This window comes from Azospirillum oryzae (assembly GCF_900177515.1).
GTDB classification, from domain to species: domain Bacteria; phylum Pseudomonadota; class Alphaproteobacteria; order Azospirillales; family Azospirillaceae; genus Azospirillum; species Azospirillum oryzae_A.
On sequence record NZ_FXAK01000007.1, the window covers coordinates 795,805 to 819,785 of the forward strand.

Genomic DNA, 23,981 nt, shown 5'->3' on the forward strand with positions numbered 1-23,981 from the left:
ACGGTGACGCGACCGTATTCCACATCACGGTATGCCGACTTTGACGGCGATCAAGGGATCTCGACGTCACATCAGCTTTTGCCGCACTGCCGCCAGTTGTGCTTCCCGTTCGGCCTCCTCGCGTTCGCGCAGGTCGTCGTCGGTGGTGCGCGGCACCGGCGGGCGGCCCAGGGAGAAGGGCTCGTTCCCACGCTCGAACTGGTCGCGCACGCGGCAGTCCTCGCACATGCGGATGCGGTTGGCGGCCTCCGGCGTCGCGAACATCCAGTGCTTGCCCGCCAGCGTCGTCACGATCTTCTCGATCGAGGACTTCGTGGCGAAGGGCTTGCCGCAGGACACGCAGCAGAAGGGCTCCTCCTCCTTCACCACCGTCGCACCGCGGGCCTGATCGCGGAAGTCGATCTCCGGCACCAGTGAGATGACCTTCTCCGGGCAGGTGGTCTTGCACAGGCCGCACTGCACGCAGGCATCCTGGGCGAAGGACAGCATCGGCTTGTCGGCATTGTCGAGCAGCGCCCCGGTCGGGCAGGCGCCGACGCAGGACAGGCAGAGCGTGCAGCCCGCCACATCCACCGACACCCGGCCGAACGGCGCGCCCGGCGGCAGCGGCAGGACCTCCACCGGGGTGGGTGCAACCTTGTGCAGGTGGCGCAATGCCAGCATGGTCACCGTGCGCTTCGGCCCCATCGGCAGGAACATCCCGGCCTCGACGGTGTCCGCCGGCAGGTTCCAAAGCTCGTCGGCGACCATGTCGGGATCGGCGGCGTCGATCACCGCCACCCGTCCGGAGCCGTAGCCGAGCCCGCTGAAGGCAGCCTCGGCCAGCCCGATCTGGTTGGCGAGGCCGGCGGTCTCCCCGTCGTTCTCCGAGCCGGTCAGGACGCGGACATGGGTGCAGCCGTAGGCCAGTGCCAGCGCGAACAGGTCGAAGCCGACCTGCGTCACCTCGTTCAGCGCAAAGGGCAGCACGCGGGCCGGCAGGCCGCGGCCATGCCGCGCCATCATGCCGACCAGCGCGTCGCCGTGGCGCGGATCGTGGATCAGCAGCGCCGGCGCCTCGCCGCCCGCCTTCCGGTAGGTGCCCAGCAGCGTGCGCAGCCGCTCATAGACGGTGGCGGCGGGGGGCAGGGCATAGGTCGCGGCCCCGGTCGGGCAGACCGCGGCGCAGGACCCGCAGCCGGCGCAGACATGCGGGTCGATGGCGACATGATCGCCGTTCGGCGTGATCGCCCCGGTCGGGCAGACGTCCAGGCAGCGGGTGCAGCCGGTCTTGCGGCTGCGCGAATGGGCGCAGAGATCGGCCTTGAAGTCGACGAAACGCGGTTTCTCGAACTCGCCGACCAGATCGGCGAGCTCCAGCAGCGCCTTGGCCACCTGGGCCGGGCTGTTGGGGTCGGGGCGCAGATAGCCGTCGCGACGCTTGTGATCGGGGAACAGCGGCGTGCCGCCGGTCAGGTCGAGGATCAGGTCGCAGCGGGCCGACGCCCCCTGCCGCGCCGGCTCGAACCCCAGCGCCCCGCGCGAGGAGGGCAGGGCGGGAGCGTAATCGTCCACCACGATCTCGAAGGCGCCGACCCAGCCGCGGGCGGTGCGGATGCGGCCGCGGAAAATCGCCGCGTCCATCACCGGCGGCGGCGCGATGTCCTTCGCGCTGGTCAGCAGGACCGTGACGTCCAGGTGCTTGGCCAGTTCGCGCCCCGCCTCGATGGCGCGCTCGTCATTGCCATAGACCAGGCAGGTGCCCTGCGAGGTCAGGGTCAGGGCGCCGGTCGGCGGGATCGGCAGGGCTGCTTCGGCCAGCAATGCTGCGATCTTCGGCAGCGCCAGCTCGCCCTCGTCCGACCAGCCGGCACGTTCACGGATGTTGGTGAAGGTCAGGGACGTATCCGGCGCCACCTCCGCCGCGATCTCGCTGAACAGTGGCGCTTCCTGCGTGCAGGCGACCAGCAGCGGCTGCCCGCTGGCGACCGCCGCCTCGAACCGGTCGAGCTGCGCCCGGCACAGCTGGGTATGCACGGTGGGAGCGCTGCCGTCGCCGCATGCCTTGCCCAGCGCCGCCCCGTCCAGCGCGATGCTGTGCGCGCAGTCGCAGACGAGCACCGTCCGATCGCCGATCTTCATCGTCCCCAAAACTCCTGTCGCTTGGGGCTGACGCCCCTGGCCTGAGGACACTCATATGGGGGAATGCGGCGCGATGGGAACGGGAATCTTATTGGGGCCGGTCCGGATAAACGCTGACTGGACAGTTCCTGCGACCCTGCCGGACAGCGGGGTCGCAGAAAGCGAGGCGGCTTTACGCCCCCGGCTCGTTGGCGTTGGGGAAGAACAGCTGTTCGCCGTTGATGGTGTAGTCGGCAATGGCCTTCTGCCCCTCGGCGGAGACGAGCCAATCGACGAAGGCCTGACCGTCGGCCGCCTTGACGTGGGGGAACTTGGCCGGGTTGACCAGCATAACGCCATACTGGTTGAACAGCCGCTTGTCGCCCTCCACCAGCACCGTCAGCGGGCCGCGGTTCTTGAAGTTCAGCCAGGTGCCGCGGTCGGTCAGGGTATAGCCGTTCATCGCGGCGGCGGTGTTCAGCGTCGGGCCCATGCCCTGGCCGATGGAGCGGTACCAGCCGCCATCCGCCTTCGCCGGATCGAGCTTTGCCGTCTTCCACAGGGCCAGTTCGGCCTTGTTCGTGCCGCTGTCGTCACCGCGCGACACGAAGGGGGCCTTGGTCTCGGCGATCTTCGACAGGGCGGCGGCGACGTCCTTGCCGCCCTTGACGCCGGCCGGGTCGCCGGCGGGACCGACGATGACGAAATCGTTGTACATCACCGGCTTGCGCAGGGTGGAGAAGCCTTCGGCGACGAACTTCTCCTCCGACGGCTTGTGGTGGACGAACAGCACGTCGGCGTCGCCGCGCTTGGCGAGGTCGATGGCCTGACCGGTGCCCTTGGCGACGACCCGCACCTCGATCCCCGTCTTGGCGGTGAATTTCGGCAGGATGGAGCCGAACAGGCCGGAATCCTCGGTCGAAGTGGTGGAGGCCACCGTGATGAAGCGGTCGGCGGCCGACGCCGACGGCGGGACGGCTGCCTGGATCAGGCCGGTCAGGGCCGCGGCGGCGGCAACCCCCAGCACGAACGAACGGCGCAGCATCGCGTCACTCCTTCCAAAAGGCGTTGTTGCCTACAAGGCATAGCGTATGCCGGCAATCCCTGCAAAGCCTTGCCGGGATTCGGTCGATTTTGCCGCATGGCGGAAAAACCGGCCGCGTCGGGTCAGGCGTGCTCGCCCGTCTCCTTCAGCAGGGATGCGGCGAGGTTGACCGCCAGCGACAGGGTCATCAGCACCATGCCCAACCCCAGCGCCATGGGCAGGTCGCCCTTGCTGGTCTCCAGCGCGATGGCGGTGGTCATGACGCGGGTGACATGCTCGATGTTGCCGCCGACGATCATCACCGCCCCAACCTCGGCCGAGGCGCGCCCGAATCCGGCCAGCACGGTGGTGACGAGGCTCCAGCGCGCTTCCGACAGCAGGGTGGCCAGCCGGCGGATCGGCCCGGCGCCGGTGACGCGCAGCAGGTCGTCATACTCGACCAGCAGATCCTCCACCGTCTGGCGGGTGAGCGAGGCGACGATCGGCACGATCATCACCGTCTGCGCGACGATCATCGCTGCCGGCGTGAACAGCAGTCCCAGCACCCCGAAGGGGCCGGAGCGCGACAGCAGCAGATAGATCACCAGCCCGACCACCACCGGCGGCAGCCCCATCATCGTGTTCAAGGTGATGGCGATGGCGCGCCGGCCGGGAAAGCGCAACGCCGCGACGGCGGCGCCCAACGGCAGGCCGATCAGCGTGGCGATGGCGACGGCGGACAGGCTGACCCGCAGCGACAGGCCGATGATCCGCATCAGCCCCTCGTCCATCGACACGATCATGGAAAAAGCGACGGCGAGGGCTTGGGAAAAATCCTGCATTCAGTCCAAATCACTTTTCAAATCATTCCGGCGGGGGCTTGTCCGACGGACGCCGCTCGCCCACACTCGCGCGCATGAGCCCGACCATGAGCCTGAAGACCTTCACCATAGCGCCGGATCCGGCGAACCCCAAGCTGACCGAGCGCGTCCGCGGCCTCGACCAGGACGGCCGCGAGATCGAGACCTCGGTCACGGTCGAACGGCCGCTGACCCTGTACCTGAACGGGCAGGAGATCGTCACGATGATGACGATCGGCGATTATCCGGACTGTCTGGCCGTCGGCTATCTGCTGAACCAGAACATGCTGCGGCGCGACGACCGCATCACCGGCATCGATGTGGACGAGGAGACGGACACCGTCGTCGTCCGCACCGAGCGCGCGACCGATTATGAATCCAAGCTGAAGAAGAAGACGCTGACCTCCGGCTGCGCCCAGGGCACCGCCTTCGGCGACGTGATGGAGACCTTCGAGTCCGTCAGGCTTCCCGCCGACGTCCGGCTCCACACCTCGTGGATCTACGCGCTGTCCAAGCAGATCAACCTGCAGCCCAGCCTGTACCTGGAGGCCGGGGCCATCCACGGCAGCGTGCTGTGCCAGGGCGACCGGCCGCTGGTCTATATGGAGGATGTCGGCCGCCACAATGCGGTGGACAAGGTCGCCGGCTACATGCACCTCAACGGCATTTCCGCCGACGACAAGATTTTCTACACCACCGGCCGCCTGACATCCGAGATGGTGATCAAGACGGTGCAGATGGGCATTCCGATCCTGGTCTCGCGCTCCGGCTTCACCGCCTGGGGCGTGCAGCTGGCGCGGCAGGCCAACCTGACGCTGGTCGGCCGGGCCAAGGGCAGGCGCTTCATCGCGCTGGCCGGCACCGACCGGCTGGTCTTCGACGCCGATACCGCCGGTGCAACCGACGAGGACCGTCGGCATGGACGCAAGGGAAGCCGCGATGACGACTAACTCCGTTCACCCCGACATCGGCGGCGTCCTGCTGGCCGGCGGCCTGTCGCGCCGGATGGGCGGCGGCGACAAGTGCCTGCGCCCGCTGGGCGACCGCAGCATCCTGGAACGCATCGTCGCCACCGTCCGGCCGCAGGTCGGGCCGCTGGTGCTGAACGCCAACGGCGATCCGGCCCGCTTCGCCCATCTCCACCTGCCGGTGGCGGCGGATGTGGTGGAGGGCTATGCCGGCCCGCTCGCCGGCGTGCTGACCGGCATGGAGTGGATGCGCGGCACGGCCCCCGGCATCGGCTGGGTCGCCAGCTTCGCCACCGACGCCCCCTTCATCCCGCGCGACCTCGTCACCCGCATGGTGGCGGCGCTGGAGCGCGAGGGCGCCGACCTCGCCTGTGCCCGTTCGGGTGGGCAGGAGCATCCGGTCTTCGGCCTGTGGCCGATCCGTCTGGCCGGCGACCTGCGCCGCGCCATGGTGGAGGAGGGCATCCGCAAGGTCGATGCCTGGACCGCCCGCTACCGCCTGGCCGTCGCCGACTTCGCGGTCGATCCTGTCGATCCCTTTTTCAACACCAACCGGCCTGAGGATCTGGCCGAGGCGGAACGCCTGCTGGCATCGGGGCACGTGTCATGACGGAACCGCTGGAGCGTATCGAGACCATGCCGCTGGGCATCGTGGTGGAGCGCCGCCGCGGCGTCACCGCCTGGGCCGACTGGAGCTGGCGCCCGGTGTCGGTCATCCCCGGCGCCGGTCCGGTGGACCCGCCCGGCCGGCTGCTGATGGAGGGGGAGGGCTGGACCCAAAGCCATGCCGCCACCCTGACGCTGGAACTGTTCCGCACCGACACCGAAGGTTACCGCCTGAACCTGTCGCAGGACCCGCCACGCCTGTGGGTGGTGATGCGCCCCGGCCCGGACGGCGAAGCGCTGGTGCCCTTCACCGTCACGGCGTCGGCCCACGAGGGGGAGGGCTATCAGGTCGGTGCCGACGTGGTGGAGACGGTGCCGATGCCGGCGGAAGTGATTGCGCTGGTTCGTGATTTCGTCGAGCAGCACCATGTCGACGTCCCCTTCCACAAGCGCGAGCGCAAGCGCCATTTCGAGAAAGAGGACCGGCAGCGGTGAGCGACGAAGCCTTCCTGTCGCGCTGGTCGCGCCTGAAACGCACGGCGGTCAAGCCGGAGCCGACTCCCGTCGAGGTGCCGCCGGTCGAAGAGACGGCCGACCTTCCGATCCCCGTTGCCGAAGACGTCCCGGTCGGGTCCGCCCAGCCGGATGCGGACCCCGAAGACCCGTTGAAGGACCTGCCGCCGATCGAGGAACTGACCGGCGAGTCCGACTTCACCCCCTTCCTGCGCGCCGAGGTGCCGGAGGATCTGCACCGTCAGGCCCTGCGCAAGCTGTGGACCTCCGACCCGGTCTACGCCAATGACGACGGCCTGAAGGACTACGCCGACGATTACGCCAGCCTGTTCACCGGCGATGTTTCGGTGAAGACGCTCTACCGCGTCGGCAAGGGCTTCCTCGACACGTTGGACGAGGTGGCGGGGGATGTGCCTAGCGCTCCGACCACGGCTGACGCGAATATTGCCGAGGTAAGCGAAACCCCTACTCCCCAACCACCAATTCCCTCTCCCCTTCGGGGGGAGGGTTAGGGTGAGGGGGACGCACTGCGGAACCTTACTGATCGGCGCACAGTCCCTATCTCCCCATTTGCCCACGTCATGCCTCCCCCTCACCCCGACCCTCTCCCCGGGGGGAGAGGGGGCTTGCCCGCAGCGCACTCCCTCGCAAAACGACTTTCAAATTGCGACGGATCGTCGCGCCGATTTAGACCCCCTCAAAAGTCAGGGGCGCTCTGACAGCGTGAGCATAGCGGCACGATAAAGTTTCATTTGTCCCCACTTTCGGGCGCGTCCTTAGTTGACAAATGGACAGGTTCAGTCCTTCTATTATCCATCTGCCGAACGCTAAGCCACTGTAAGGCAACGGCTTTTCGCAGGTGCATCAAAAGGGGTGCGGGGCCATCGGTCCAAAGACGGCGCGCGGTGAAACCGTGAACGCCGATACCCCCGTCTTGTGTCCGAGAGGAGTTTGCGGCGCGTGTCCAGGGCCGTCGATCACACCGTTTCCCCCGCGGTCGCGGAGGAGGAACTGCTGCGTGCGCAGGTCTATGGCCTGCTGGCGCGCCTGCTCGCGCGTGCGCCCGACGCTGCCCTCCTGGCGACGCTGGGCGATCTGGCGGGGGAGGGCGGCGACTTCGGCGCGGCTCTCGATCAACTGGCCGGCGCCGCGCGCGATAGCGACCCGGCGGCGGTGGAGGAGGAGTTCACCACCCTCTTCATCGGCGTCGGTGGCAGCGAGCGCACGCCCTACGGGTCCTTCTACCTGACCGGATTCCTGAACGAAAAGCCGCTGGCGGAGCTGCGCGCCGACATGGCGCGGCTGGGCATCGCCCGTGCCGACGACGTGTCGGAGCCGGAGGACCATATCGCTGCCCTGTGCGAGATGATGGCCGGCCTGATCACCGGCGCGTTCGCGCCGGAGGAGGACGGGGCCGTCGGTCTCGATGCGCAGCGGGCTTTCTTCGACCGCCACATCGGCTCCTGGGCCGGGCGGTTCTTCGCGGATTTGGAGGCCTCGCCCTCGGCCCGATTCTATCGGGCGGTCGGTGCGGTCGGACGAAGTTTTCTGGCGGTCGAGGCGCGCGCCTTCGACCTTGCGGCGTAAAGGTGAGGAGCGAAGCCATGACGCGGAACGCGGTCAAAGCCACTGACGAAGCAGCAAAGCGGAACACGGACATTCAGGGCTCGGAAAAGGGTCTCGCCCGGCGCGACCTGTTCCGCGTCGCCGGTCTCGGCGTCGGCGCGCTCGGTGCCGTCGCGGCCGGCGTGACCGCCGCGAGCGGAACGGCCGAGGCCGCCCCGGCCGAGACGACCTCCACGGGTTACCGCGAGACCGACCATGTCCGGAAGGTCTACGAAGTCAGCCGCTTCTAAGAGGAACGCCCCGATGCTCATCAAGAAAAGCTCGGCCACCTCCGGCGGCCGCCATCTCGCCCGCACCCTGACCCAGACGCTGGCGACCGCCACCGGCGTCACTGTCGACCGCCGCGCCTTCCTGCGCACCTCCGGCATCGCCGCCGGCGGCGCTGCGCTGGCCTCGGCCATCCCCTTCGGCATGGTGAAGAAGGCCGACGCCGCCACCGCCGCCACCGTCGCCGGCGCTCCGGTGAAGCAGATCAAGACGGTCTGCACCCATTGCTCGGTCGGCTGCACCGTGGTGGCCGAAGTGCAGAACGGCGTCTGGATCGGCCAGGAGCCCGGCTTCGACAGCCCGATCAACCTCGGCTCGCACTGCGCCAAGGGCGCCTCGGTGCGCGAGCACGCTCACGGCGAGCGCCGCCTGCGCTATCCGATGAAGATGGTCGACGGAAAGTGGACCCGCATCAGCTGGGACCAGGCCATCGAGGAGGTCGGCTCCAAGCTGCTGTCGATCCGCGAGCAGTCCGGTCCCGATTCGGTGTTCTGGCTCGGCTCGGCCAAGCACAGCAACGAGCAGGCCTATCTGTTCCGCAAGTTCGCGGCGCTGTGGGGCACGAACAACGTCGACCATCAGGCGCGCATCTGTCACTCCACCACCGTGGCCGGCGTGGCGAACGTCTGGGGCTACGGCGCCATGACGAACAGCTACAACGACATCCAGAAGTCGCGCGCGCTGTTCTTCATCGGCTCCAACGCCGCCGAGGCGCATCCCGTCGCCATGATGCATGTGCTGAAGGCGAAGGAGCAGAACGCCGCCCCGCTGATCGTCGCCGATCCTCGCTTCACCCGCACCGCCGCCCATGCCAACGAATACATCCGCTTCCGTCCCGGGACCGATGTCGCGCTGATCTGGGGCATCCTCTGGCACGTTCTGCAGAACGGCTGGGAGGACAAGGACTACATCGCCAAGCGCGTCTACGGCATGGACGACATCCGCGCCGAGGTCGCCAAGTGGACGCCGGAAGAGGTGGAGCGCGTCACCGGCGTTCCGGGCTCGCAGCTGCAGCGCGTTGCCCGCACGCTGGCCTCCAACCGTCCGGGCACGCTGGTCTGGTGCATGGGCGGCACCCAGCACCACATCGGCAACAACAACACCCGCGCCTATTGCGTGCTGCAGCTGGCGCTGGGCAATGTCGGCGTTTCGGGCGGCGGCACCAACATTTTCCGCGGCCACGACAACGTCCAGGGCGCGACCGACTTCGGCGTCACCTCGGACAGCCTGCCCGGCTATTACGGCCTTGCCGAAGGTGCGTGGCGCCACTGGGCGCGCGTCTGGGATCTCCCCTATGACGGCCTCCAGAAGCGCTTCGGTTCCAAGGAACTGATGGAGAGCACCGGCATCCCGGTGTCGCGCTGGTTCGACGGTGTGCTGGAAGCCAAGGAGAACCTGGACCAGCCCAACCCGGTCAAGGGCATGGTCTTCTGGGGCCACGCGCCGAACAGCCAGGTCCGTCTGCCCGACATGAAGAAGGCGATGGAGAAGCTGGAGCTGCTGGTCGTCGTCGATCCGTACCCGACGATGACGGCGGTGCTGCCCGACCGCAAGAACGACTTCTACCTGCTGCCGGCCGCGACCCAGTTCGAGACCTACGGCTCGGCCACCGCGTCGAACCGCTCGGTCCAGTGGCGCGACAAGATCGTCGAGCCGCTGTTCGAATCGAAGCCCGACCACGAGATCATGTATCTCTTCGCCAAGAAGTTCGGCTTCGCGGCGGATCTCTGCAAGAACATCAAGGTCAACGGCAACGAGCCGCTGGTCGAGGACATCACCCGCGAGTGGAACCGCGGCATGTGGTCGGTCGGCTATACCGGCCAGTCGCCGGAGCGCCTCAAGCTGCACATGCAGCATCAGGCCACCTTCGACAAGACGACGCTGCGCGCCGTCGGTGGTCCGTGCGACGGCGATTACTTCGGCCTGCCCTGGCCCTGCTGGGGCACGCCGGAGATGAAGCATCCGGGTTCCGCCAACCTCTACGACACCTCGCTGCCGGTGGCCGAGGGCGGCGGCGCCTTCCGCGCCCGCTTCGGCGTCGAGCGCAACGGCGTGACCCTGCTGGCCGAGGGCTCCTATCCGGAAGGGTCGGAGATCAAGGACGGCTATCCGGAAGTCACCATGGCGATGCTCCAGAAGCTGGGCTTCGACAAGGACCTGACGGCGGAGGAACTGGCGGTCATCCAGAAGATCGGCGGCGAGAAGGTCGCGGCCGTGTCCTGGACCACCGACCTGTCCGGCGGCATCCAGCGCGTGGCGATCAAGCACGGCCTGAATCCGCCGGGCAATGCCAAGGCGCGCTGTGTCGCCTGGAACTTCCCGGACCCGGTTCCGATCCACCGCGAGCCGCTCTACACCCCGCGCCGCGATCTGGTCGCCAGCTATCCGACCTACAAGGACACCAAGTCCTGGCGCGTGCCGACGCTGTACAAGTCCATCCAGGACCGCGACGTGTCGAAGGAATACCCGATCATCCTCACCTCCGGCCGTCTGGTCGAGTATGAGGGCGGCGGCGACGAGACGCGCTCCAACCCCTGGCTGGCCGAGCTGCAGCAGGACATGTTCGTCGAGATCAACCCGTTCGACGCCAACAACGCCGGCATCAAGGACGGCCAGCTGGTGTGGGTGGAAGGCCCGGAAAAGGGCAAGGTGAAGGTCAAGGCCATGGTCACCGACCGTGTCGGCCGCGGCGTCGCCTTCATGCCCTTCCATTTCGGCGGCGTGTATCAGGGGCAGGATCTGCGCTCCAAATACCCGGCCGGGGCCGACCCGATCGTGCTGGGCGAGGCCGCCAACACGGCGACCACCTACGGCTATGACTCGGTGACCCAGATGCAGGAAACCAAGACCACCCTTTGCCGCATCCAGGCGGCCTGACGCGCAGGAGTTTGAACCATGGCCCGGATGAAATTCCTGTGCGACGCCGAGCGCTGCATCGAGTGCAACGCCTGCGTCACCGCCTGCAAGAACGAGAACGAGGTGCCCTGGGGCATCAACCGCCGCCGCGTCGTCACCATCAACGATGGCCGGCCGGGGGAGCGGACGATCTCGGTCGCCTGCATGCATTGCTCCGACGCGCCCTGCAAGGCAGTCTGCCCGGTCGACTGCTTCTACCAGACCGCCGAGGGCGTGGTCCTGCACAACAAGGACCTGTGCATCGGCTGCGGCTATTGCTTCTACGCCTGCCCGTTCGGCGCGCCGCAGTATCCGCAAGCCGGCAATTTCGGCACCCGCGGCAAGATGGACAAGTGCACCTTCTGCTCCGGCGGGCCGGAAGCCGACAATTCGGAGGCGGAGTTCAAGAAGTACGGCCGCAACCGTCTGGCCGAAGGCAAGCTGCCGCTCTGCGCCGAGATGTGCTCGACCAAGGCTCTGCTGGCCGGTGACGCCAACACGGTCTCGGACATCTACCGCGAGCGCGTCGCCGCCCGCGGTTTCGGTTCCGGCGCCTGGGGCTGGGGCACCGCCTATCAGACCAAGTCGGGTCAGGAGCGTGGCCAGCCCGGCGGTTCCCTGTTCCAGGGCACCGGCGGCGCTGCCGGCGGCATGCCCGTCCAGAAGCAGGGGCTGTGACGGTGACGCGCCTCGTCCTGCTGGCGTTCGGCGCCGCTGTCCTGCTGGCCGGCTGCCAGGAGGACGGGGCGCCGCGCCCGGTCCATCTCGACAAGGGCGTCTACCAGGGTGCGGCCGACACGCCGCTGACCGCCGAGCAGGTGCGGGCGCTGCAACAGCGCACCGCCTATCAGGCCGTGCGATAGGGAGCGTCCGATGGAAGGTCATCGCATGAAGTCGGCTGTTGCCGCCCTGCTGCTTGGGGTCGGTTTTGCCGGTGGCGTCGCGCTGCCGGCCGCCGCCCAGTCCAGCGTCCGCGTCGGCGGGCCGGTGGCGGAACAGCAGGTCGACCGCGACGGTCCGCTGGTGCCGACCCAGGTCCCGGGCCAGAGCTTGGGCGATACGTGGCACGGCATCCGGCTGGGGGAGCAGGGCACCGTCTCGATCCCCAACAGGCAGGCCGGCGTCCTGATCCAGTCGGAAGGCGAGGCGTGGCGCGCCGTGCGCAACGGGCCGCTCAGCCAATACGGCTCCTGGGTATTGGGCGGCATCCTGGCCCTGCTGGCGCTGTTCTTCCTGGTCCGCGGGCGCATCCGCATCGACGGCGAGAAGACCGGCCGCACCATCCAGCGCTTCAACGCCTTCGAGCGCGGCGTGCATTGGATGACCGCCGGCAGCTTCGTCGTGCTCGCCATCTCCGGCCTGAACGTTCTCTACGGCCGGTACACGCTGCTGCCGCTGATCGGGCCCGAGCCGTTCGCCGCCCTGTCCCATTACGGCAAGCTGGCGCACAATTTCCTCGGCTTCGCCTTCATCCTGGGTGTGGCGCTGATCTTCGTCATGTGGGTCGGGCACAACATCCCGTCGCGTCATGACCTGACTTGGTTCCTGAAGGCGGGCGGCCTGTTCTCCAAGGGCGTCCACCCGCCGGCCCACAAGTTCAACGGCGGCCAGAAGGTGATCTTCTGGGCGACAGTGGTCGGCGGTGCCGCGCTCGGCTTCACCGGCGTACAGCTGGTCTTCCCCTTCAGCTTCGCCACGCTGGAGGAACTGCAGCTCTACCAACTGGCCCACGCGGCCATTGCCGTCGTCATGATCGCCATCATCCTGGCGCACATCTACATCGGCTCCATCGGCATGGAAGGCGCCTTCGCCGCCATGGGCGACGGTCAGGTCGAACTGCAATGGGCGCGCGAGCACCACTCGCTGTGGGTCGAGGAGGTCACCGGCGAGAGGGTGCGCCACGGCCATCACGGGACGCCGGCGGAATAAGGGGGCTCAGGGGGGGCGCGCTCGTCGTCCCTCTTGACCCTTTCCACACTCCATGGCCCCTTGGCGCTTCCACCATCCCGGAAGCGCCCACCATGACCAGCAACCTCGCCGAACGTCAGGCCGTGATCGACGGTTGCCTCGCCATGAACCGGCTGGGCGTCAACCAGGGCATGTCGGGGAACCTGTCGCACCGGATCGACGGCGGATTTCTGGTCACGCCGACCAGCATGGCCTATGACGCCATTGCTCCGGCCGACATCGTCGAGATGGGCTTCGACGGCACCTATCTCGGCAACCGCCGCCCATCGTCGGAATGGCGCATCCACCGCGACATCCTGCGGGCGCGGCCTGACGTGACGGTCGTCCTTCACGCTCATCCGACCTTCGCCACAGCGCTGGCGGTGCATGGCCGCGGCATCCCGTCCTTCCATTACATGGTGGCGCTGGCCGGAGGCGATTCGATTCGCTGCGCCCCCTATGCCACCTTCGGCACGCAGGAACTGTCCGACCACGCCCTGGCGGCGCTGGAGGGGCGGCTGGCCTGTCTGCTGGCCAATCACGGCATGATTGTGCTGGGCGTCAATGTCGCGAGCGCGCTGGCGCTGGCGGTGGAGGTCGAGACGCTGGCCCGCCAGTATCTCCATGCCCAGCAGTTCGGTGAGCCGGTGATCCTGCCGCCCGATGAGATCGCACGGGTGGCGGAGAAGATGCGGCGGATGAAGTACGGCCAACCGATCGATGACGGCGACGCGCCGGAAGACACCGCGCGCCCCCGCTACTGACCGGCCTGCGTTACGGGCCGATCTGCGTCATCGAGGTGCTGGTGGCGAGATGCCCGGCCGGCTTGAGGCTGGCGACGCGCAGCAGCGGCTTGGCATTGCCGACCGCTTCCACCTGAAGCGGGCGTTCCTCCGCCGGCGGTTCATAGACGGCGGGCAGGGCGATGGTGATGCGGGTGCCCTGGCCGGGCTCGCTCGCCACCTCGATGTCGCCGCCCAGCATGGCGGTGTAGTGCCCGACCAGCGTCAGCCCAAGCCCGGCGCCACGCGGTTTGCCCTGGCCGCGGGTCGCCACCGCACCGTTGCCGGCGCCCTGGACGAAGGGTTGGAACAGCCGGCCGGTCTGGGCGGTGGGGAAGCCACGACCGGTGTCGGAGACGGTGAAGCGATACCAGCGGGCGCCGTCGCGCTCCACCTTCTCCGCCGACAGGGTGACGGTGCCGTCCTGGGTGAATTTGCAGGCATTGTCCAGCAGGTTCAGCAGGATTTGCCGCACCTTGGTGAAGTCCGAATGCATCTGCCCCAGCCCGGCCGGCGCCGACAGGTCCAACGCATTGCCGTAGAGGTCTGCGGCGGGCATCGACCGCTCGCGCGCCTCCGTCAGCAGCCGGTTGATGTCGAAATCCTGCAGGCAGACGTCCATCGCCCCGGCCTCGACCTTGGCGTAATCCAGGATGGCGTCGACCAGGGTCGTCAGCTGCTCGCCGGTCCACTGGATATGCTCGACATCGGTCGCCAACTCGTCGACTCCCAGCCGGTGCAGGTCGGTCATCAGCGTTTGGCTGGCATTGACGATCTCGGTCAGCGGGCCGTGCAGTTCGTGGCCCATATTGACCAGGAAGTCGCTCTTGGCCTGGCTGGCGGCCTCGGCCATCGCCTTCTCGCGCAGCAGGCGGGTGTGTTCGATCTCCGCCTCGCGACGCTCGCGATCGGTGTCCTCGGCGCTGCCGCGCAGCGCCTCCACTGCGCGGGCCATGGCGGCGATCTCGTCCTGGCCGGTCAGCGCCGGAAGGGTGACGTCGGTGCGGCCGGCGGCCAGCGCCGTTACCGCGTTGGCCATCGTCTTCACCGGAACCGCGACGCTGCGCTGAACCAGCCACAGCGCGACGAGCCCGGCCAGCAGGATCAGGCCGCCGATCCACAGCGCGACGCTGGTGTAGCCGGACAGGCCGTTGCCCAGCGTGCCGCGCAAGGCCTGGGTCCCGGCCTCCGCCCGCCGCCGGATCTCGCCCAGATTGGCGGCGATGCCGGCCGCGTTGGCGGCCATCGCCTCGGCGCGCAAATTGTCCTCCTCGACCACCGAGGATTCGATCGCCGTCAGCACGCCGCCCGCCTTTGCCAGCAGGGCGGTCACCTCGTCGATGGCCTGTTTGGTGCCGGGCACCCACAGATAGCGGTTCATCTCGGCCAGACGCTCGCGGGCGACGGCCAGCTGGGCGCGCATCGCCTCGGCGTCCTGGGGATCGCGGCGGTCGATGTAGCGGGTCAGATGCTCCTGCATCAGCAGGGTGGCGATGGCGGCGTCGCTGGCGAGCGCGGTCGAATCGACACCGCCGGCATTCTTGAGCTGGTTCAGCTTCTGGCGGGTCTCGGCGACCAGGGGCTCCAGCACGCCCGTCATCTGGCCGTTGCGGTCGCCGCGCAGGGCGATCAGCTTCTGCACCGCCGCCCAATAATCCTCCAGCGAGGCATGGGCCTTGGCCACCGCCTGCCGGTCGGCCGTCTCCACCACGCCCTTTGCCAGCGCGTCGAGCCGCTCGCGCAGCGTGTCGTGGCGCCAGGAGGCGTCGAGAAGGCTCTGGTCGTCGCCGTAGGTCAGATGGTCGCGCACCGCGACCTCCAGGTCGCGCAGGCTGACGTCGGCGTCGGCCGCCACCTGGGACAGGTCGGCCCGGCCGGAAAAGGCGCCGATGTCGCGCGACACCGCGTAGAACCAGCCGAGCCCGACCAGGGCCAGCAGGACCACCAGCCCAAGCGCGATGCCGAAGCCCGCGCCCACCCGCGCCGACACGGTCATGTCGCGGAATCGGGTCCGGCGGCCGCTCCGGGACAGAATGCCGTTCCGCTTCACACCGACTCCCGCTCGCGCTGTGCCTGACGATTCCCGCATCCGACCGGCCACAACCAATGAGCAGCCTGTCGCTGCGCAATGAGCGGCCGGTCGCCGCGCGGCGCGGATTGTAGCTTGGCTATCCCCTCAGGCAAACAGACAAGTGTGCGACGGAGTACCGCCAAAGATCAGGCGGAGCCCGCATCACTCTCGGTGTCGGTGAACGCGTAGGCGTGCATGCCCAGGCTGCCATGCTCGAATCCGGCATGCAGCCGCACGGTCCTCGGCCGCGGCCCGGCGGCGCCGAGCGCCACGGGCAGCGGCAGGAAATGCTCGTCCGTCGGGTGGGCGCGGCGGGCGTCCGGACTGGCGTCGAGCCAGTTGCCGAGCGCTTCGGCATCGCCGGCCTCCAGCGTCCTGTCCAGCCAGCCGGCGAAGCCGGTCGCCCAGGGGGCGGCGCTGGTGCCGCCGAAGCGGAACTCCCGCAGGTTGTGCACGGCGCCGCCGCTGGCGAGGATCAGCACGCCGTCCCGTCGCAGGGGTTCGAGCGCCCGGCCAAGCGCAATGTGGTCGGCGGCGCTGCGGCCGGGCATTACCGACAACTGCGCCACCGGGATATCGGCCTCCGGATACATCAGCATCAGCGGCACCCAGGCGCCGTGATCCAGCCCCTGCGACGGATCGACGACGGCCCCGGTCAGGTCCGCCACCCGGTCGGCAAGCGCCGGCGCGCCCGGTGCCGGGTAGCGCATGCGATAGAGCGCATCGGGGAAGCCGTAGAAGTCGTGGACGGTCTCCGGCGCCGTCGCCCCGCTGACCGCCGGTACCCGGGTGGTCCAATGGGCCGAAACCGCGAGGATCGCGCTCGGCCGGCCCAGCCTGCGTCCCAGCCCGGCAAGGAAGTCGCGTCCGGCGCTGGTCTCCAGGATTAGTGTGGGGGCGCCGTGGGAGACGAACACGGAAGGGAGCGGAGCAGGGAGCGGGTTGATATCGGGCATCGGTGAACGGAACTCCGGCCGGTCGATGGGGAGGGCAGGGGAGGAGCGGCGACCGTTCCATTCGAGCAAAGAAAAACCCCGGCGCATAGGCCGGGGTTTTTCCAAAGTCCGTTGTTCGCGCCGCAACAATCATTGCCGCGGAACCCGGCTGATCACCAAAGATCGGTGATCGATCGGGGGACCGATCAGTGCAGATGCTTCGGCAGCTCGCTGATCGACTGCTCGATCAGCTTGTCGGCCTGGGCGGCGGGCAGGCCGCCGGACAGGACGCGCTTGCTGGCGCCGATGGCGATGTCGACCGTCAGGTTGCGGACCTCGGCCAGCGCCGCGGCTTCCGCCTGGGCGATGCGGTCCATGGCCTGGGCCTCGCGACGCTTCAGCGACGCTTCGAGGTCGCTGCCGGCCTGGCTGCGCAGGCGGGCGGCTTCCTCGCGGGCGTGGGCCAGAACGGCCTCCGCTTCCTTCTGGGCGTCGGCCAGACGGCTCTGGTAGCCGTTCAGCAGGGCCTGCGCGTCGCGGTGGAGACGCTCGGCCTCGTCCAGTTCGGAGCGGATGCGCTCGGCACGGCCATCCAGCATGGTGCCGATGGCGGCCGACGCCTTCTTCCAGACCAGGGCCACGAAGATGACGAAGGCGATTGCTACCCAAAATTCAGGTGCGTTCATCCCCGGCGCTCCTCAAGCACGGCCGCGACGGCGGCATCCGCCTGGGCCGGATCGACGTCGACGCCGGCCAGACGGCCGGTGATGTCGCGGACGATGCCGGTCGACTCGGCGCGGATGTTGGCCAGAGCCTGTTCCTTCGCCGCGGCGATGGAGGCTTCGGCATTGCGCAGGCGTTCGGAGATGTCGGCGTTCAGCTGGGCCTGACGGGCCTGGTTGTTCGCCTCGATCTCGGCGCTGGCCTCGGCGATGACGCCTTGGGCCTGGCTGCGGGCGCCGGCGAGGGACTTCTCGACCTGGGCCAGGATGGCCTCGGCCTCTTCCTTCAACTGGGCGGCCTTGGCGAGATCGCGCGAGATGCGCTCCTGCCGCGCTTCCAGAACCTCGGCCACGCGCGGAAGCGCCTTCTTGGACATGAGGTAGTAGAGAACGCCGAAGGTCAGAGCCAGCCAGAAGATCTGGGTCGGGAAATTGGCGGGATTGAGCTGCGGCAGGCCGCCGGAAGCGTGCTCGCCGCCGTGCGCCGCGTCCGGAGCGTGCTCCGCCGCGGCCGCCAGGACGGTGCCGGCCATCGTGGTGAGGGTAGCGAGCGAAGCGCCCGCCACTCCCGACCAGCGGGCCAGCCGGCCTTTGGCCAACAGGTTCGGCATGATCGGTCCCCCTAGGCAAAGGAGCGGCGCCGAAACTCCGATCAGGAAGCCCGGCGCCGCGTCAGAGCTGTTTTTTTGAAAAGCCGCTCTGGCCTTAGGCGAACAGGATCAGGAAGGCGATCAGAAGGGCGAACAGCGCGACGGCTTCCGTCAGCGCGAAGCCCAGAATGCCGATCGGGAAGACCTTCGGCTGGACGGCCGGGTTGCGGGCGATCGAGCCGATCAGCGTCGAGAAGATGTTGCCGATACCCAGGCCGACACCGGCGAGGGCGATAACGGCAAGACCGGCACCGATGAACTTGGCGGCTTGAGGATCCATAGTACTCTCTTCCTCTAGGTAAGGGTGAACTTGTTGGAACTGTTGGTGAACTTTAGTCCGGCGACCGTCAGGCGCTGCTTAGTGCAGTTCCAGGGCGTCGCGGATGTACAGGCAGGTCAGGATCGAGAAGACGTAGGCTTGCAGGAAAGCCACCAGGAACTCGAAGCCGGTCAGGGCGACGTTGATCGCCAGCGGGACGAGGCCGGTGACGAAGCCCAGCGCGCCCATGCCGCTGATCATCATGACCGTGAAGCCGGCAAAGACCTTCAGCATCGTGTGACCCGCCATCATGTTGGCGAAAAGTCGGATCGAGAGGCTGACGGGGCGCATCACGTAGGAGATCACCTCGATCGGGATGAGGATCGGGGCGAGCGCGATCGGAGCGCCATGCGGCATGAAGAAGGAGAAGAAGTGCAGGCCGTGCTTCATCAGGGCCAGGATGGTCACGAACACGAACACCGTCGCCGCCAGCGCGAAGGTCACGATGATGTGGCTGGTGAAGGTGAAGGTGTACGGGATCATGCCGATCATGTTGCCGATCAGCACGAACATGAAGATCGAGAACACGAACGGGAAATAGGGGCGGGCGTCGTGGCCGGCGTTGTCGCGCACCAGGTTCGCGACGAACTCGTAGAACATCTCGGCCAGCGACTGCAGGCGGCCCGGAACCATCGACTTGTTCGCCACGCCCATGACCAGCAGGGCGTAGATCGCCGCCACGGCCACGACCATGAACAAGGCCGAGTTCGTGAAGGACACGTCGTAGCCGCCGAGCACGATCTGGAACAACGGGTTGATTTGGAACTGGTGCAGCGGATCCAAGGTCGTCCTCGCTCAGTGTGCGTCGCCGTCTTGGCGCTCGTTATCGTCCCCAGTGGGCCGGCGATAGCCGGCGGCGATGCCGAAGCCGGTGACGGCCCGGTAGACGTTCAGGACTCCCGCCGCAGCCCCCAGGAAGAACATGACGATCAGTCCCCAGGGCGCGGTGCCGAGCCAGCGATCGAGCAGAAGCCCGCCGCCGACGCCGACGATCATGGCCGCAACCAGTTCAGTCCCGATGCGCCAGGCGGTGGCGAGAGCGCCCTGCGGCGGACGGTGGTATTTGCTACCGGGTCCGCCCGACCAGCCGCGTTGTCCCTCACGCGCCTTCCGCAACCGGACTTCGAGGTCATCCAAGGGATCGGGGGGCGATTTGTTGTTCATTCCGCCTCTCAATCACTCTTGGCTCGCAGCCATGCGAAAGCGGCGAGACCATACGGGCGGGGCGCTACCCTGTCAAGTCGCAAAACCTGTGGTGTAAGTCTTTGAAAAATATAGGAAAGAGCGGAAAAGTGACCGATTTCGCCGCGCTGCGGCGCGTTGTCCCGCTCCAGCATGCGAAAAAACCCGGTGGTATGACCGCTTTTCAGGGTTTTTTCGCCGCTTTTCACCCGGTCCGGGGCCGGTCCGCCCCCATCAGCTCCCGATGCGGGACGACAGATCCTGGGCGATCTTGTCGGCTGTGGTGCCGCCGGGATACACCCCGACGAACTTTCCGTCCGGCCCCATCAGGTAAATAAAGCTGGAGTGATCCATCAGGTAGTCATCGGCTTTTCCATCCTTTTGCGGTGCCTTGGCATAATAGACGCGATAGGCGCGTGCCGCCTCCCGCACCTGCTCCGGCGTGCCGGTCAGGCCGACGAGCCGGGGGTGGAACAGGCTCACATAGTCCTTCATGTGCGCCACAGTGTCGCGGTCCGGGTCGATCGTGATGAAAATCGGCTGGACCTGCTCCGATTTCGGCCCCAGCTGGTCGAGCGCCTGGGTCATCACCCCAAGTTCGGTCGGGCAGACGTCCGGGCAATAGGTATAGCCGAAATAGATCAGCATATACTTGCCGCGGAAATCGGCGTCGGTGATCGACTTGCCGGTGTGATCGGTCAGCGTGAAGGGACCGCCGATCGGCACGGCGGACTTCGTTCCGCTTTCCACCGTGGTGGCGGCGTTGCGCACCTGCCACCAGGCGATCCCGGCGGACACGGCGATGGCGAGGGCGGAGGCGGCGGCGATGCGCAGGAGTCGTGTCTTCATGGTCCGTCAGGAATGGGGCCGTCCGCAGCCGAGGTCAAGGGGGCGCGGCGCCAACGCGCAGCCGATATCGTGCAGCCGATGCGACGGTCAGGCCGCCTTCGCCGCCACGCTGCGGCCCGTCGCCGCCAGATGCTCGCCGATCCGCTTGTCGGCGCGCTGGATATGCTCGAACAGCCATTCGCGCAGCAGCGCCAGCAGTTCGTCAGCCACGGACTCGCCGGCATCCAGACGGCGGCGCAGCTCGCCGGCACGGGTGCGCAGAGCCTCGTGCTGGGCCTTGTGGGCGGTGACGTCGGGATAGCCGCACCGGTCCATCAACCGCTCCTCCTGCTCGAAATGCAGGTCGGTGTAGGCCAGCAGCCGGCCGACGGCCTCGGACAGCGCCCGGCGGTTGCCGCTCTCCCGTCCCTTCGGCCCGGCCTTGGCCTGCTGGGCGAGGGAGGCCGCCTCGTTCATCAGCGCGATCAGGATCATGTGGTCGGTGTCGATCACCTCCTCGCCGACCGCAAGGCCTTCCGTCCACGGCATGAACAGCTCCGACCCTTCCGACGGCGCATTATGCAGGGCGGCGAGCGGCGCGGTGTTGATCGCCCCGACATTGACCAGGAAGGCATCGACCATGCCGCGCAGTCCTTGGGCCTGCTGAGACAGACCGCCGGCGGCCTCCAGCAGGGCTTCGGCCGACCGTTCGGTTTCCAGTGCGGCGTCGGACACCGCGTCGATGCTGGTGGAAACCTGCCGGGTGCCCTCCGCCGCCTCGCCGGCGCTGCGGGCGATCTCGCCGGTGGCGGCGCCTTGCTGCTGGACGGCGGTGGCGATGGAGGTGCTGATCTCGTCGCTGCGGGCGACGATGGCGCCGATCTCGTGGATCGCGGCGACGGCGGCGCGTGTCGCCTCCTGCACGTCGCCGATGTGGCGGGCGATCTCCTCGGTGGCCTTGGCGGTCTGGTTGGCCAGCGTCTTCACCTCGCCGGCGACCACGGCGAAACCCTTGCCCATCTCGCCCGCGCGTGCCGCCTCGATGGTGGCGTTCAGGGCCAGAAGGTTGGTCTGCCCGGCGATGCCGGCGATCAGGTCGGCCACCTCGCCGATCTTCTGGGCAGCCTGGCCCAGCCCGTCGATCCGCTCGCCCGCCTTCTGCGACGCCTCCACCGCCTGGGTGGAGATGGCCGAGGAGGTCACCACCTGCTCGCCGATCACGGCGATGGAGCCGGTCAACTGCTCCGCCGCCGAAGCGACGGTCTGTACGCTGCTGTTGGCCTGCTGGGAGGCGCCGGCGACGGAGGTCGCCTCGCGCCGGTTGCGGTCGGCGGTGGCGGACAGGGCGCGGGCGGTGGTCTCCAGCGTGCCGACGGCGCTGCCGACGGTGCGGATCGTCTCGGCGATGGTGGCGTCGAAGCGGTCGGTCAGCCGCTTCAGCGCCTGGGCGCGCTGTTCGGTGACGCGATGCTCGATCTTCTGCCGGTCCCAATGGCGGGCGAGATCGATCTGCTGGACGCGGAAGACCTCGACCGTGCGGGCCATCGCGCCGATCTCGTCGCCGCGGTCCAGGCTGGGCACGGCGACCGCGCTGTTGCCGCCGGCCAGATCCTGCATGACGCGGCCCAGCCCGTCCAGCGGCCGGACGATGGCGCGGCTGACCAGCAGGGCGAGCAGAACGGCGGCGAGTGCGATCAGCAGCCCGGTCCCCGCCAGCCGCAGCGCGGCATGGCGGAAGGCGACGTCGACGTCGTCGATGTAGATGCCCGACCCGATCAGCCAGCCCCAGGGGGCGAAGCCCTTGACATAGGACAGCTTCGCCACCGGCTGCGCCGATCCCGGCTTGGGCCAGAGGTAATCGACGAAGCCGGCGCCGTCGGCCTTAACCACCCGGACGAACTCCTGGAACAGCAGCTTGCCGTTGGGATCGGCATTGCGCGACACGTCGGTGCCGTCCAGCTCCGGCTTGATCGGGTGCATGATCATGCGCGGGGCGAGGTCGGTGATGAAGAAATACTCGTCGCCATCGTGGCGCAGAGCCTTGAGCGCGATTTTCGCCTGGGCCTGCGCCGCGGCACGGGGAAGGGTGCCGGCACGCTCCTGCGCCTCGAAATGGGCGATCAGGCTGTGGGCGACCTCGACGACGTTGCGGGTCTTGTCCTGGCGGTCCGCCATCATCTCGGCGTGCAGGCCCATCAGGCTGACCGCGGCGACCAGGACCAGCCCAAAGCCGGCCGCGGCCAGGATCAGTGCGATCTTGCCCTTGATGCTGATGCGTTCGAACAAGGCAACGGTCACGGCGGCAACCCCTTCCGGCAACGAAACGGCGGTGTCCATAAAATTTTCGGGACTTTTTGCCGGATCGGGGCTGCTCGTCAAGCGGTAATGTTCGTATATCTTACGTTTCGTTCAACGGAATGTCATAATTGCAACCATAGTGGAGTGTGCCCGGCGAGGGTCGGCCATTTGGCTGTCGGGAGATGCGGCGGCCGCAACTCCCGCGCAACCACGGGACGATCCCGAGGGATCAGAGGACCGTCAGCATGCTGGCGACCAGCGGATGGCGGACGATGTCCTTCTCCGTCAGGCGGGCGACGGCGATTCCCTCCACCGCCTCCAACCGGCGGGCGATGTCGGCCAGCCCGGACAGGTTGTCCAGCAGGTCGGTCTGGTCGGGATCGCCGGTCAGCACCATGGTGGAATGCCAGCCCAGCCGGGTCAGCAGCATCTTGATCTGGGCATAGGTGCAGTTCTGCGCCTCGTCGATCACCACGAAGGCGTTGTTCAGGGTCCGGCCGCGCATGAAGCCGACCGGGGCGATCTCGATGGTGCCGTCGGCCATCATGGTGCGCAGCCGCTTGGAGCCCAGCCGGTCGGTCAGCGCGTCGTAGAGCGGGCGCAGGAAGGGCGCCATCTTCTCATGCATGTCGCCGGGCAGGTAACCGATGCTCTCGCCCGCCTCGATGGCCGGGCGGGACAGGACGATGCGGTCGACGCTGCCCGATTCCAGCGCCTCCACCGCCGAGGAGATGGCGATGTAGGTCTTGCCGGTGCCCGCCGGACCCAGCGCCACCACCAGATTGTGCGTCTTGATGGCGTCCATCAGAAGCTTCTGGTTGGGGTTCTGCGGCTTCACCTTGCGGAGATAGCTCTGGTCGCGGCGATCCTCGCTCCCACCGAGCGGGTCCCAGCCGAAGGCGGCGGGGGCGGTCATACCGGGGAAAAGCGGGTGGACGGTGGAGTCGCCCGCCGCGGCGATGCCTTTGCTCGAACGCTTGGCCATGTCGCATCTCCTCGAATGGTGGGGGTGGCGCCAAACCCTGGAACGGGGATTCCGGGCACAAAAAAGCCTCCCGCAGGGGGGAGGCTCGATCGGTCGCATGGATGCGCGGTGATGAGTGCTTCGCCGGGCACTGCGGCCGGTTGCCGTGCCGGGTCCGGACATGCCGGTGCGGGCCGACGGGGGAGGTGCTCTATGGGCGAAACAAGGTGCAAGAGAACCTCGTCGTCGTTGAAAGCCACGCAACCTGACTGTACCGGTGATAACGCGCGGCGTCAGGCAAAATTGCGGCCGACGCAAAATATTCATACCAGATGTGGTGTGGGTGCCGCAGGAAAGCCGCCAGAGCGGGCTTGGTAACCCTTTCCGCCGAGCCGGGCCGGCCGTGGGATAGCCTTCCGGCGGA

The 23,981-nt window shown here is 67.9% G+C and carries 24 protein-coding genes; 11 read left to right on the top strand and 13 right to left on the bottom strand.

Annotated features, from left to right (window positions below):
* Window positions 1–66: 66 nt before the first annotated feature.
* From B9N97_RS16230 to B9N97_RS16240, 3 genes are all read right to left on the bottom strand, one after another.
* Window positions 67–2,121, bottom strand: a complete 2,055-nt coding sequence (locus tag B9N97_RS16230; protein WP_085088393.1) for a 4Fe-4S dicluster domain-containing protein — start codon at window positions 2,119–2,121, stop codon at window positions 67–69.
* Between the two features lie 172 nt (window positions 2,122–2,293).
* Window positions 2,294–3,145 carry an ABC transporter substrate-binding protein gene (locus B9N97_RS16235; protein WP_085088396.1) on the bottom strand — a complete coding sequence of 284 codons (852 nt, stop codon included), beginning with the start codon at window positions 3,143–3,145 and terminating at the stop codon, window positions 2,294–2,296.
* 122 nt (window positions 3,146–3,267) lie between these two features.
* Complete coding sequence (locus B9N97_RS16240) at window positions 3,268–3,966, bottom strand: ABC transporter permease (RefSeq protein ID WP_085088399.1); 699 nt, start codon at window positions 3,964–3,966, stop codon at window positions 3,268–3,270.
* 86 nt (window positions 3,967–4,052) lie between these two features.
* Here B9N97_RS16240 and fdhD point away from each other — a divergent pair, with 86 nt between their 5' ends.
* From fdhD to B9N97_RS16295, 11 genes are all read left to right on the top strand, one after another.
* Window positions 4,053–4,934 carry a formate dehydrogenase accessory sulfurtransferase FdhD gene (gene fdhD, locus B9N97_RS16245; RefSeq protein ID WP_085090612.1) on the top strand — a complete coding sequence of 294 codons (882 nt, stop codon included), beginning with the start codon at window positions 4,053–4,055 and terminating at the stop codon, window positions 4,932–4,934.
* Entirely contained in the window at window positions 4,924–5,562 is a 639-nt protein-coding gene (gene mobA / locus B9N97_RS16250) for a molybdenum cofactor guanylyltransferase MobA (protein WP_085088402.1), read from the top strand. The genes fdhD and mobA overlap by 11 nt, the downstream gene beginning before the upstream one ends.
* The gene (locus B9N97_RS16255; protein ID WP_085088405.1) at window positions 5,559–6,053 is read left to right on the top strand and encodes a DUF3305 domain-containing protein; all 495 of its coding nucleotides are present in this window, start codon (window positions 5,559–5,561) and stop codon (window positions 6,051–6,053) included. The genes mobA and B9N97_RS16255 overlap by 4 nt, the downstream gene beginning before the upstream one ends.
* Entirely contained in the window at window positions 6,050–6,583 is a 534-nt protein-coding gene (locus tag B9N97_RS16260) for a DUF3306 domain-containing protein (RefSeq protein WP_085088406.1), read from the top strand. Before B9N97_RS16255 ends, B9N97_RS16260 begins: the two co-directional genes overlap by 4 nt.
* A 448-nt stretch (window positions 6,584–7,031) precedes the next feature.
* Window positions 7,032–7,658: a TorD/DmsD family molecular chaperone gene (locus B9N97_RS16265; protein WP_085090613.1), complete on the top strand. Its 627-nt coding sequence runs from the start codon at window positions 7,032–7,034 to the stop codon at window positions 7,656–7,658.
* Between the two features lie 17 nt (window positions 7,659–7,675).
* Window positions 7,676–7,927: a formate dehydrogenase gene (locus tag B9N97_RS16270; RefSeq protein ID WP_244560737.1), complete on the top strand. Its 252-nt coding sequence runs from the start codon at window positions 7,676–7,678 to the stop codon at window positions 7,925–7,927.
* Between the two features lie 13 nt (window positions 7,928–7,940).
* A complete protein-coding gene (locus tag B9N97_RS16275; RefSeq protein ID WP_085088409.1) occupies window positions 7,941–10,841 on the top strand; it encodes a formate dehydrogenase subunit alpha in 2,901 nt (966 codons plus the stop codon).
* 18 nt (window positions 10,842–10,859) lie between these two features.
* Entirely contained in the window at window positions 10,860–11,537 is a 678-nt protein-coding gene (gene fdh3B, locus B9N97_RS16280) for a formate dehydrogenase FDH3 subunit beta (protein ID WP_085088411.1), read from the top strand.
* Between the two features lie 2 nt (window positions 11,538–11,539).
* The gene (locus tag B9N97_RS16285; RefSeq protein WP_143266735.1) at window positions 11,540–11,722 is read left to right on the top strand and encodes a hypothetical protein; all 183 of its coding nucleotides are present in this window, start codon (window positions 11,540–11,542) and stop codon (window positions 11,720–11,722) included.
* A 25-nt stretch (window positions 11,723–11,747) separates the two neighbouring features.
* Entirely contained in the window at window positions 11,748–12,788 is a 1,041-nt protein-coding gene (locus tag B9N97_RS16290) for a formate dehydrogenase subunit gamma (protein WP_244560738.1), read from the top strand.
* 92 nt (window positions 12,789–12,880) lie between these two features.
* Window positions 12,881–13,570 carry a class II aldolase/adducin family protein gene (locus tag B9N97_RS16295; RefSeq protein ID WP_085088419.1) on the top strand — a complete coding sequence of 230 codons (690 nt, stop codon included), beginning with the start codon at window positions 12,881–12,883 and terminating at the stop codon, window positions 13,568–13,570.
* A gap of 10 nt (window positions 13,571–13,580) precedes the next feature.
* On the opposite strand, the gene B9N97_RS16300 is transcribed toward B9N97_RS16295, so the two are convergent.
* From B9N97_RS16300 to B9N97_RS16345, 10 genes are all read right to left on the bottom strand, one after another.
* Complete coding sequence (locus B9N97_RS16300; RefSeq protein WP_244560739.1) at window positions 13,581–15,584, bottom strand: sensor histidine kinase; 2,004 nt, start codon at window positions 15,582–15,584, stop codon at window positions 13,581–13,583.
* Window positions 15,585–15,805: 221 nt separating this feature from the next.
* Entirely contained in the window at window positions 15,806–16,615 is an 810-nt protein-coding gene (locus B9N97_RS16305) for a DODA-type extradiol aromatic ring-opening family dioxygenase (protein ID WP_085088425.1), read from the bottom strand.
* Window positions 16,616–16,800: 185 nt separating this feature from the next.
* Window positions 16,801–17,280 (bottom strand): F0F1 ATP synthase subunit B family protein, encoded by a 480-nt coding sequence (locus B9N97_RS16310; protein ID WP_085088426.1) that lies wholly within the window; start codon window positions 17,278–17,280, stop codon window positions 16,801–16,803.
* Window positions 17,277–17,927 (bottom strand): F0F1 ATP synthase subunit B family protein, encoded by a 651-nt coding sequence (locus B9N97_RS16315; protein WP_085088429.1) that lies wholly within the window; start codon window positions 17,925–17,927, stop codon window positions 17,277–17,279. Before B9N97_RS16315 ends, B9N97_RS16310 begins: the two co-directional genes overlap by 4 nt.
* Before the next feature lie 94 nt (window positions 17,928–18,021).
* Window positions 18,022–18,246 (bottom strand): ATP synthase subunit C family protein, encoded by a 225-nt coding sequence (locus B9N97_RS16320; protein ID WP_012973363.1) that lies wholly within the window; start codon window positions 18,244–18,246, stop codon window positions 18,022–18,024.
* A gap of 78 nt (window positions 18,247–18,324) precedes the next feature.
* Window positions 18,325–19,068 (bottom strand): F0F1 ATP synthase subunit A, encoded by a 744-nt coding sequence (locus B9N97_RS16325; protein WP_085088432.1) that lies wholly within the window; start codon window positions 19,066–19,068, stop codon window positions 18,325–18,327.
* Between the two features lie 12 nt (window positions 19,069–19,080).
* Entirely contained in the window at window positions 19,081–19,449 is a 369-nt protein-coding gene (locus B9N97_RS16330; protein WP_085088435.1) for an AtpZ/AtpI family protein, read from the bottom strand.
* 252 nt (window positions 19,450–19,701) lie between these two features.
* Window positions 19,702–20,316 (bottom strand): SCO family protein, encoded by a 615-nt coding sequence (locus tag B9N97_RS16335; protein ID WP_085088437.1) that lies wholly within the window; start codon window positions 20,314–20,316, stop codon window positions 19,702–19,704.
* A gap of 87 nt (window positions 20,317–20,403) precedes the next feature.
* Window positions 20,404–22,593, bottom strand: coding sequence for a bacteriohemerythrin (locus B9N97_RS16340; protein WP_085090615.1), 2,190 nt, complete (start codon window positions 22,591–22,593; stop codon window positions 20,404–20,406).
* Window positions 22,594–22,822: 229 nt separating this feature from the next.
* Window positions 22,823–23,578 (bottom strand): PhoH family protein, encoded by a 756-nt coding sequence (locus B9N97_RS16345; protein WP_085088440.1) that lies wholly within the window; start codon window positions 23,576–23,578, stop codon window positions 22,823–22,825.
* Between the last annotated feature and the right edge of the window lie 403 nt (window positions 23,579–23,981).

Excerpts from the sequence above, each read along its gene's own strand:
- B9N97_RS16230 (WP_085088393.1), bottom strand. The coding sequence starts at position 2,121 with ATGAAGATCGGCGATCGGACGGTGCTCGTCTGCGACTGCGCGCACAGC.
- B9N97_RS16235 (WP_085088396.1), bottom strand. The coding sequence starts at position 3,145 with ATGCTGCGCCGTTCGTTCGTGCTGGGGGTTGCCGCCGCCGCGGCCCTG.
- B9N97_RS16240 (WP_085088399.1), bottom strand. The coding sequence starts at position 3,966 with ATGCAGGATTTTTCCCAAGCCCTCGCCGTCGCTTTTTCCATGATCGTG.
- fdhD (WP_085090612.1), top strand. The coding sequence starts at position 4,053 with ATGAGCCTGAAGACCTTCACCATAGCGCCGGATCCGGCGAACCCCAAG.
- mobA (WP_085088402.1), top strand. The coding sequence starts at position 4,924 with ATGACGACTAACTCCGTTCACCCCGACATCGGCGGCGTCCTGCTGGCC.
- B9N97_RS16255 (WP_085088405.1), top strand. The coding sequence starts at position 5,559 with ATGACGGAACCGCTGGAGCGTATCGAGACCATGCCGCTGGGCATCGTG.
- B9N97_RS16270 (WP_244560737.1), top strand. The coding sequence starts at position 7,676 with ATGACGCGGAACGCGGTCAAAGCCACTGACGAAGCAGCAAAGCGGAAC.
- B9N97_RS16275 (WP_085088409.1), top strand. The coding sequence starts at position 7,941 with ATGCTCATCAAGAAAAGCTCGGCCACCTCCGGCGGCCGCCATCTCGCC.
- fdh3B (WP_085088411.1), top strand. The coding sequence starts at position 10,860 with ATGGCCCGGATGAAATTCCTGTGCGACGCCGAGCGCTGCATCGAGTGC.
- B9N97_RS16290 (WP_244560738.1), top strand. The coding sequence starts at position 11,748 with ATGAAGTCGGCTGTTGCCGCCCTGCTGCTTGGGGTCGGTTTTGCCGGT.
- B9N97_RS16295 (WP_085088419.1), top strand. The coding sequence starts at position 12,881 with ATGACCAGCAACCTCGCCGAACGTCAGGCCGTGATCGACGGTTGCCTC.
- B9N97_RS16300 (WP_244560739.1), bottom strand. The coding sequence starts at position 15,584 with ATGACCGTGTCGGCGCGGGTGGGCGCGGGCTTCGGCATCGCGCTTGGG.
- B9N97_RS16305 (WP_085088425.1), bottom strand. The coding sequence starts at position 16,615 with ATGCCCGATATCAACCCGCTCCCTGCTCCGCTCCCTTCCGTGTTCGTC.
- B9N97_RS16310 (WP_085088426.1), bottom strand. The coding sequence starts at position 17,280 with ATGAACGCACCTGAATTTTGGGTAGCAATCGCCTTCGTCATCTTCGTG.
- B9N97_RS16315 (WP_085088429.1), bottom strand. The coding sequence starts at position 17,927 with ATGCCGAACCTGTTGGCCAAAGGCCGGCTGGCCCGCTGGTCGGGAGTG.
- B9N97_RS16320 (WP_012973363.1), bottom strand. The coding sequence starts at position 18,246 with ATGGATCCTCAAGCCGCCAAGTTCATCGGTGCCGGTCTTGCCGTTATC.
- B9N97_RS16330 (WP_085088435.1), bottom strand. The coding sequence starts at position 19,449 with ATGAACAACAAATCGCCCCCCGATCCCTTGGATGACCTCGAAGTCCGG.
- B9N97_RS16335 (WP_085088437.1), bottom strand. The coding sequence starts at position 20,316 with ATGAAGACACGACTCCTGCGCATCGCCGCCGCCTCCGCCCTCGCCATC.
- B9N97_RS16345 (WP_085088440.1), bottom strand. The coding sequence starts at position 23,578 with ATGGCCAAGCGTTCGAGCAAAGGCATCGCCGCGGCGGGCGACTCCACC.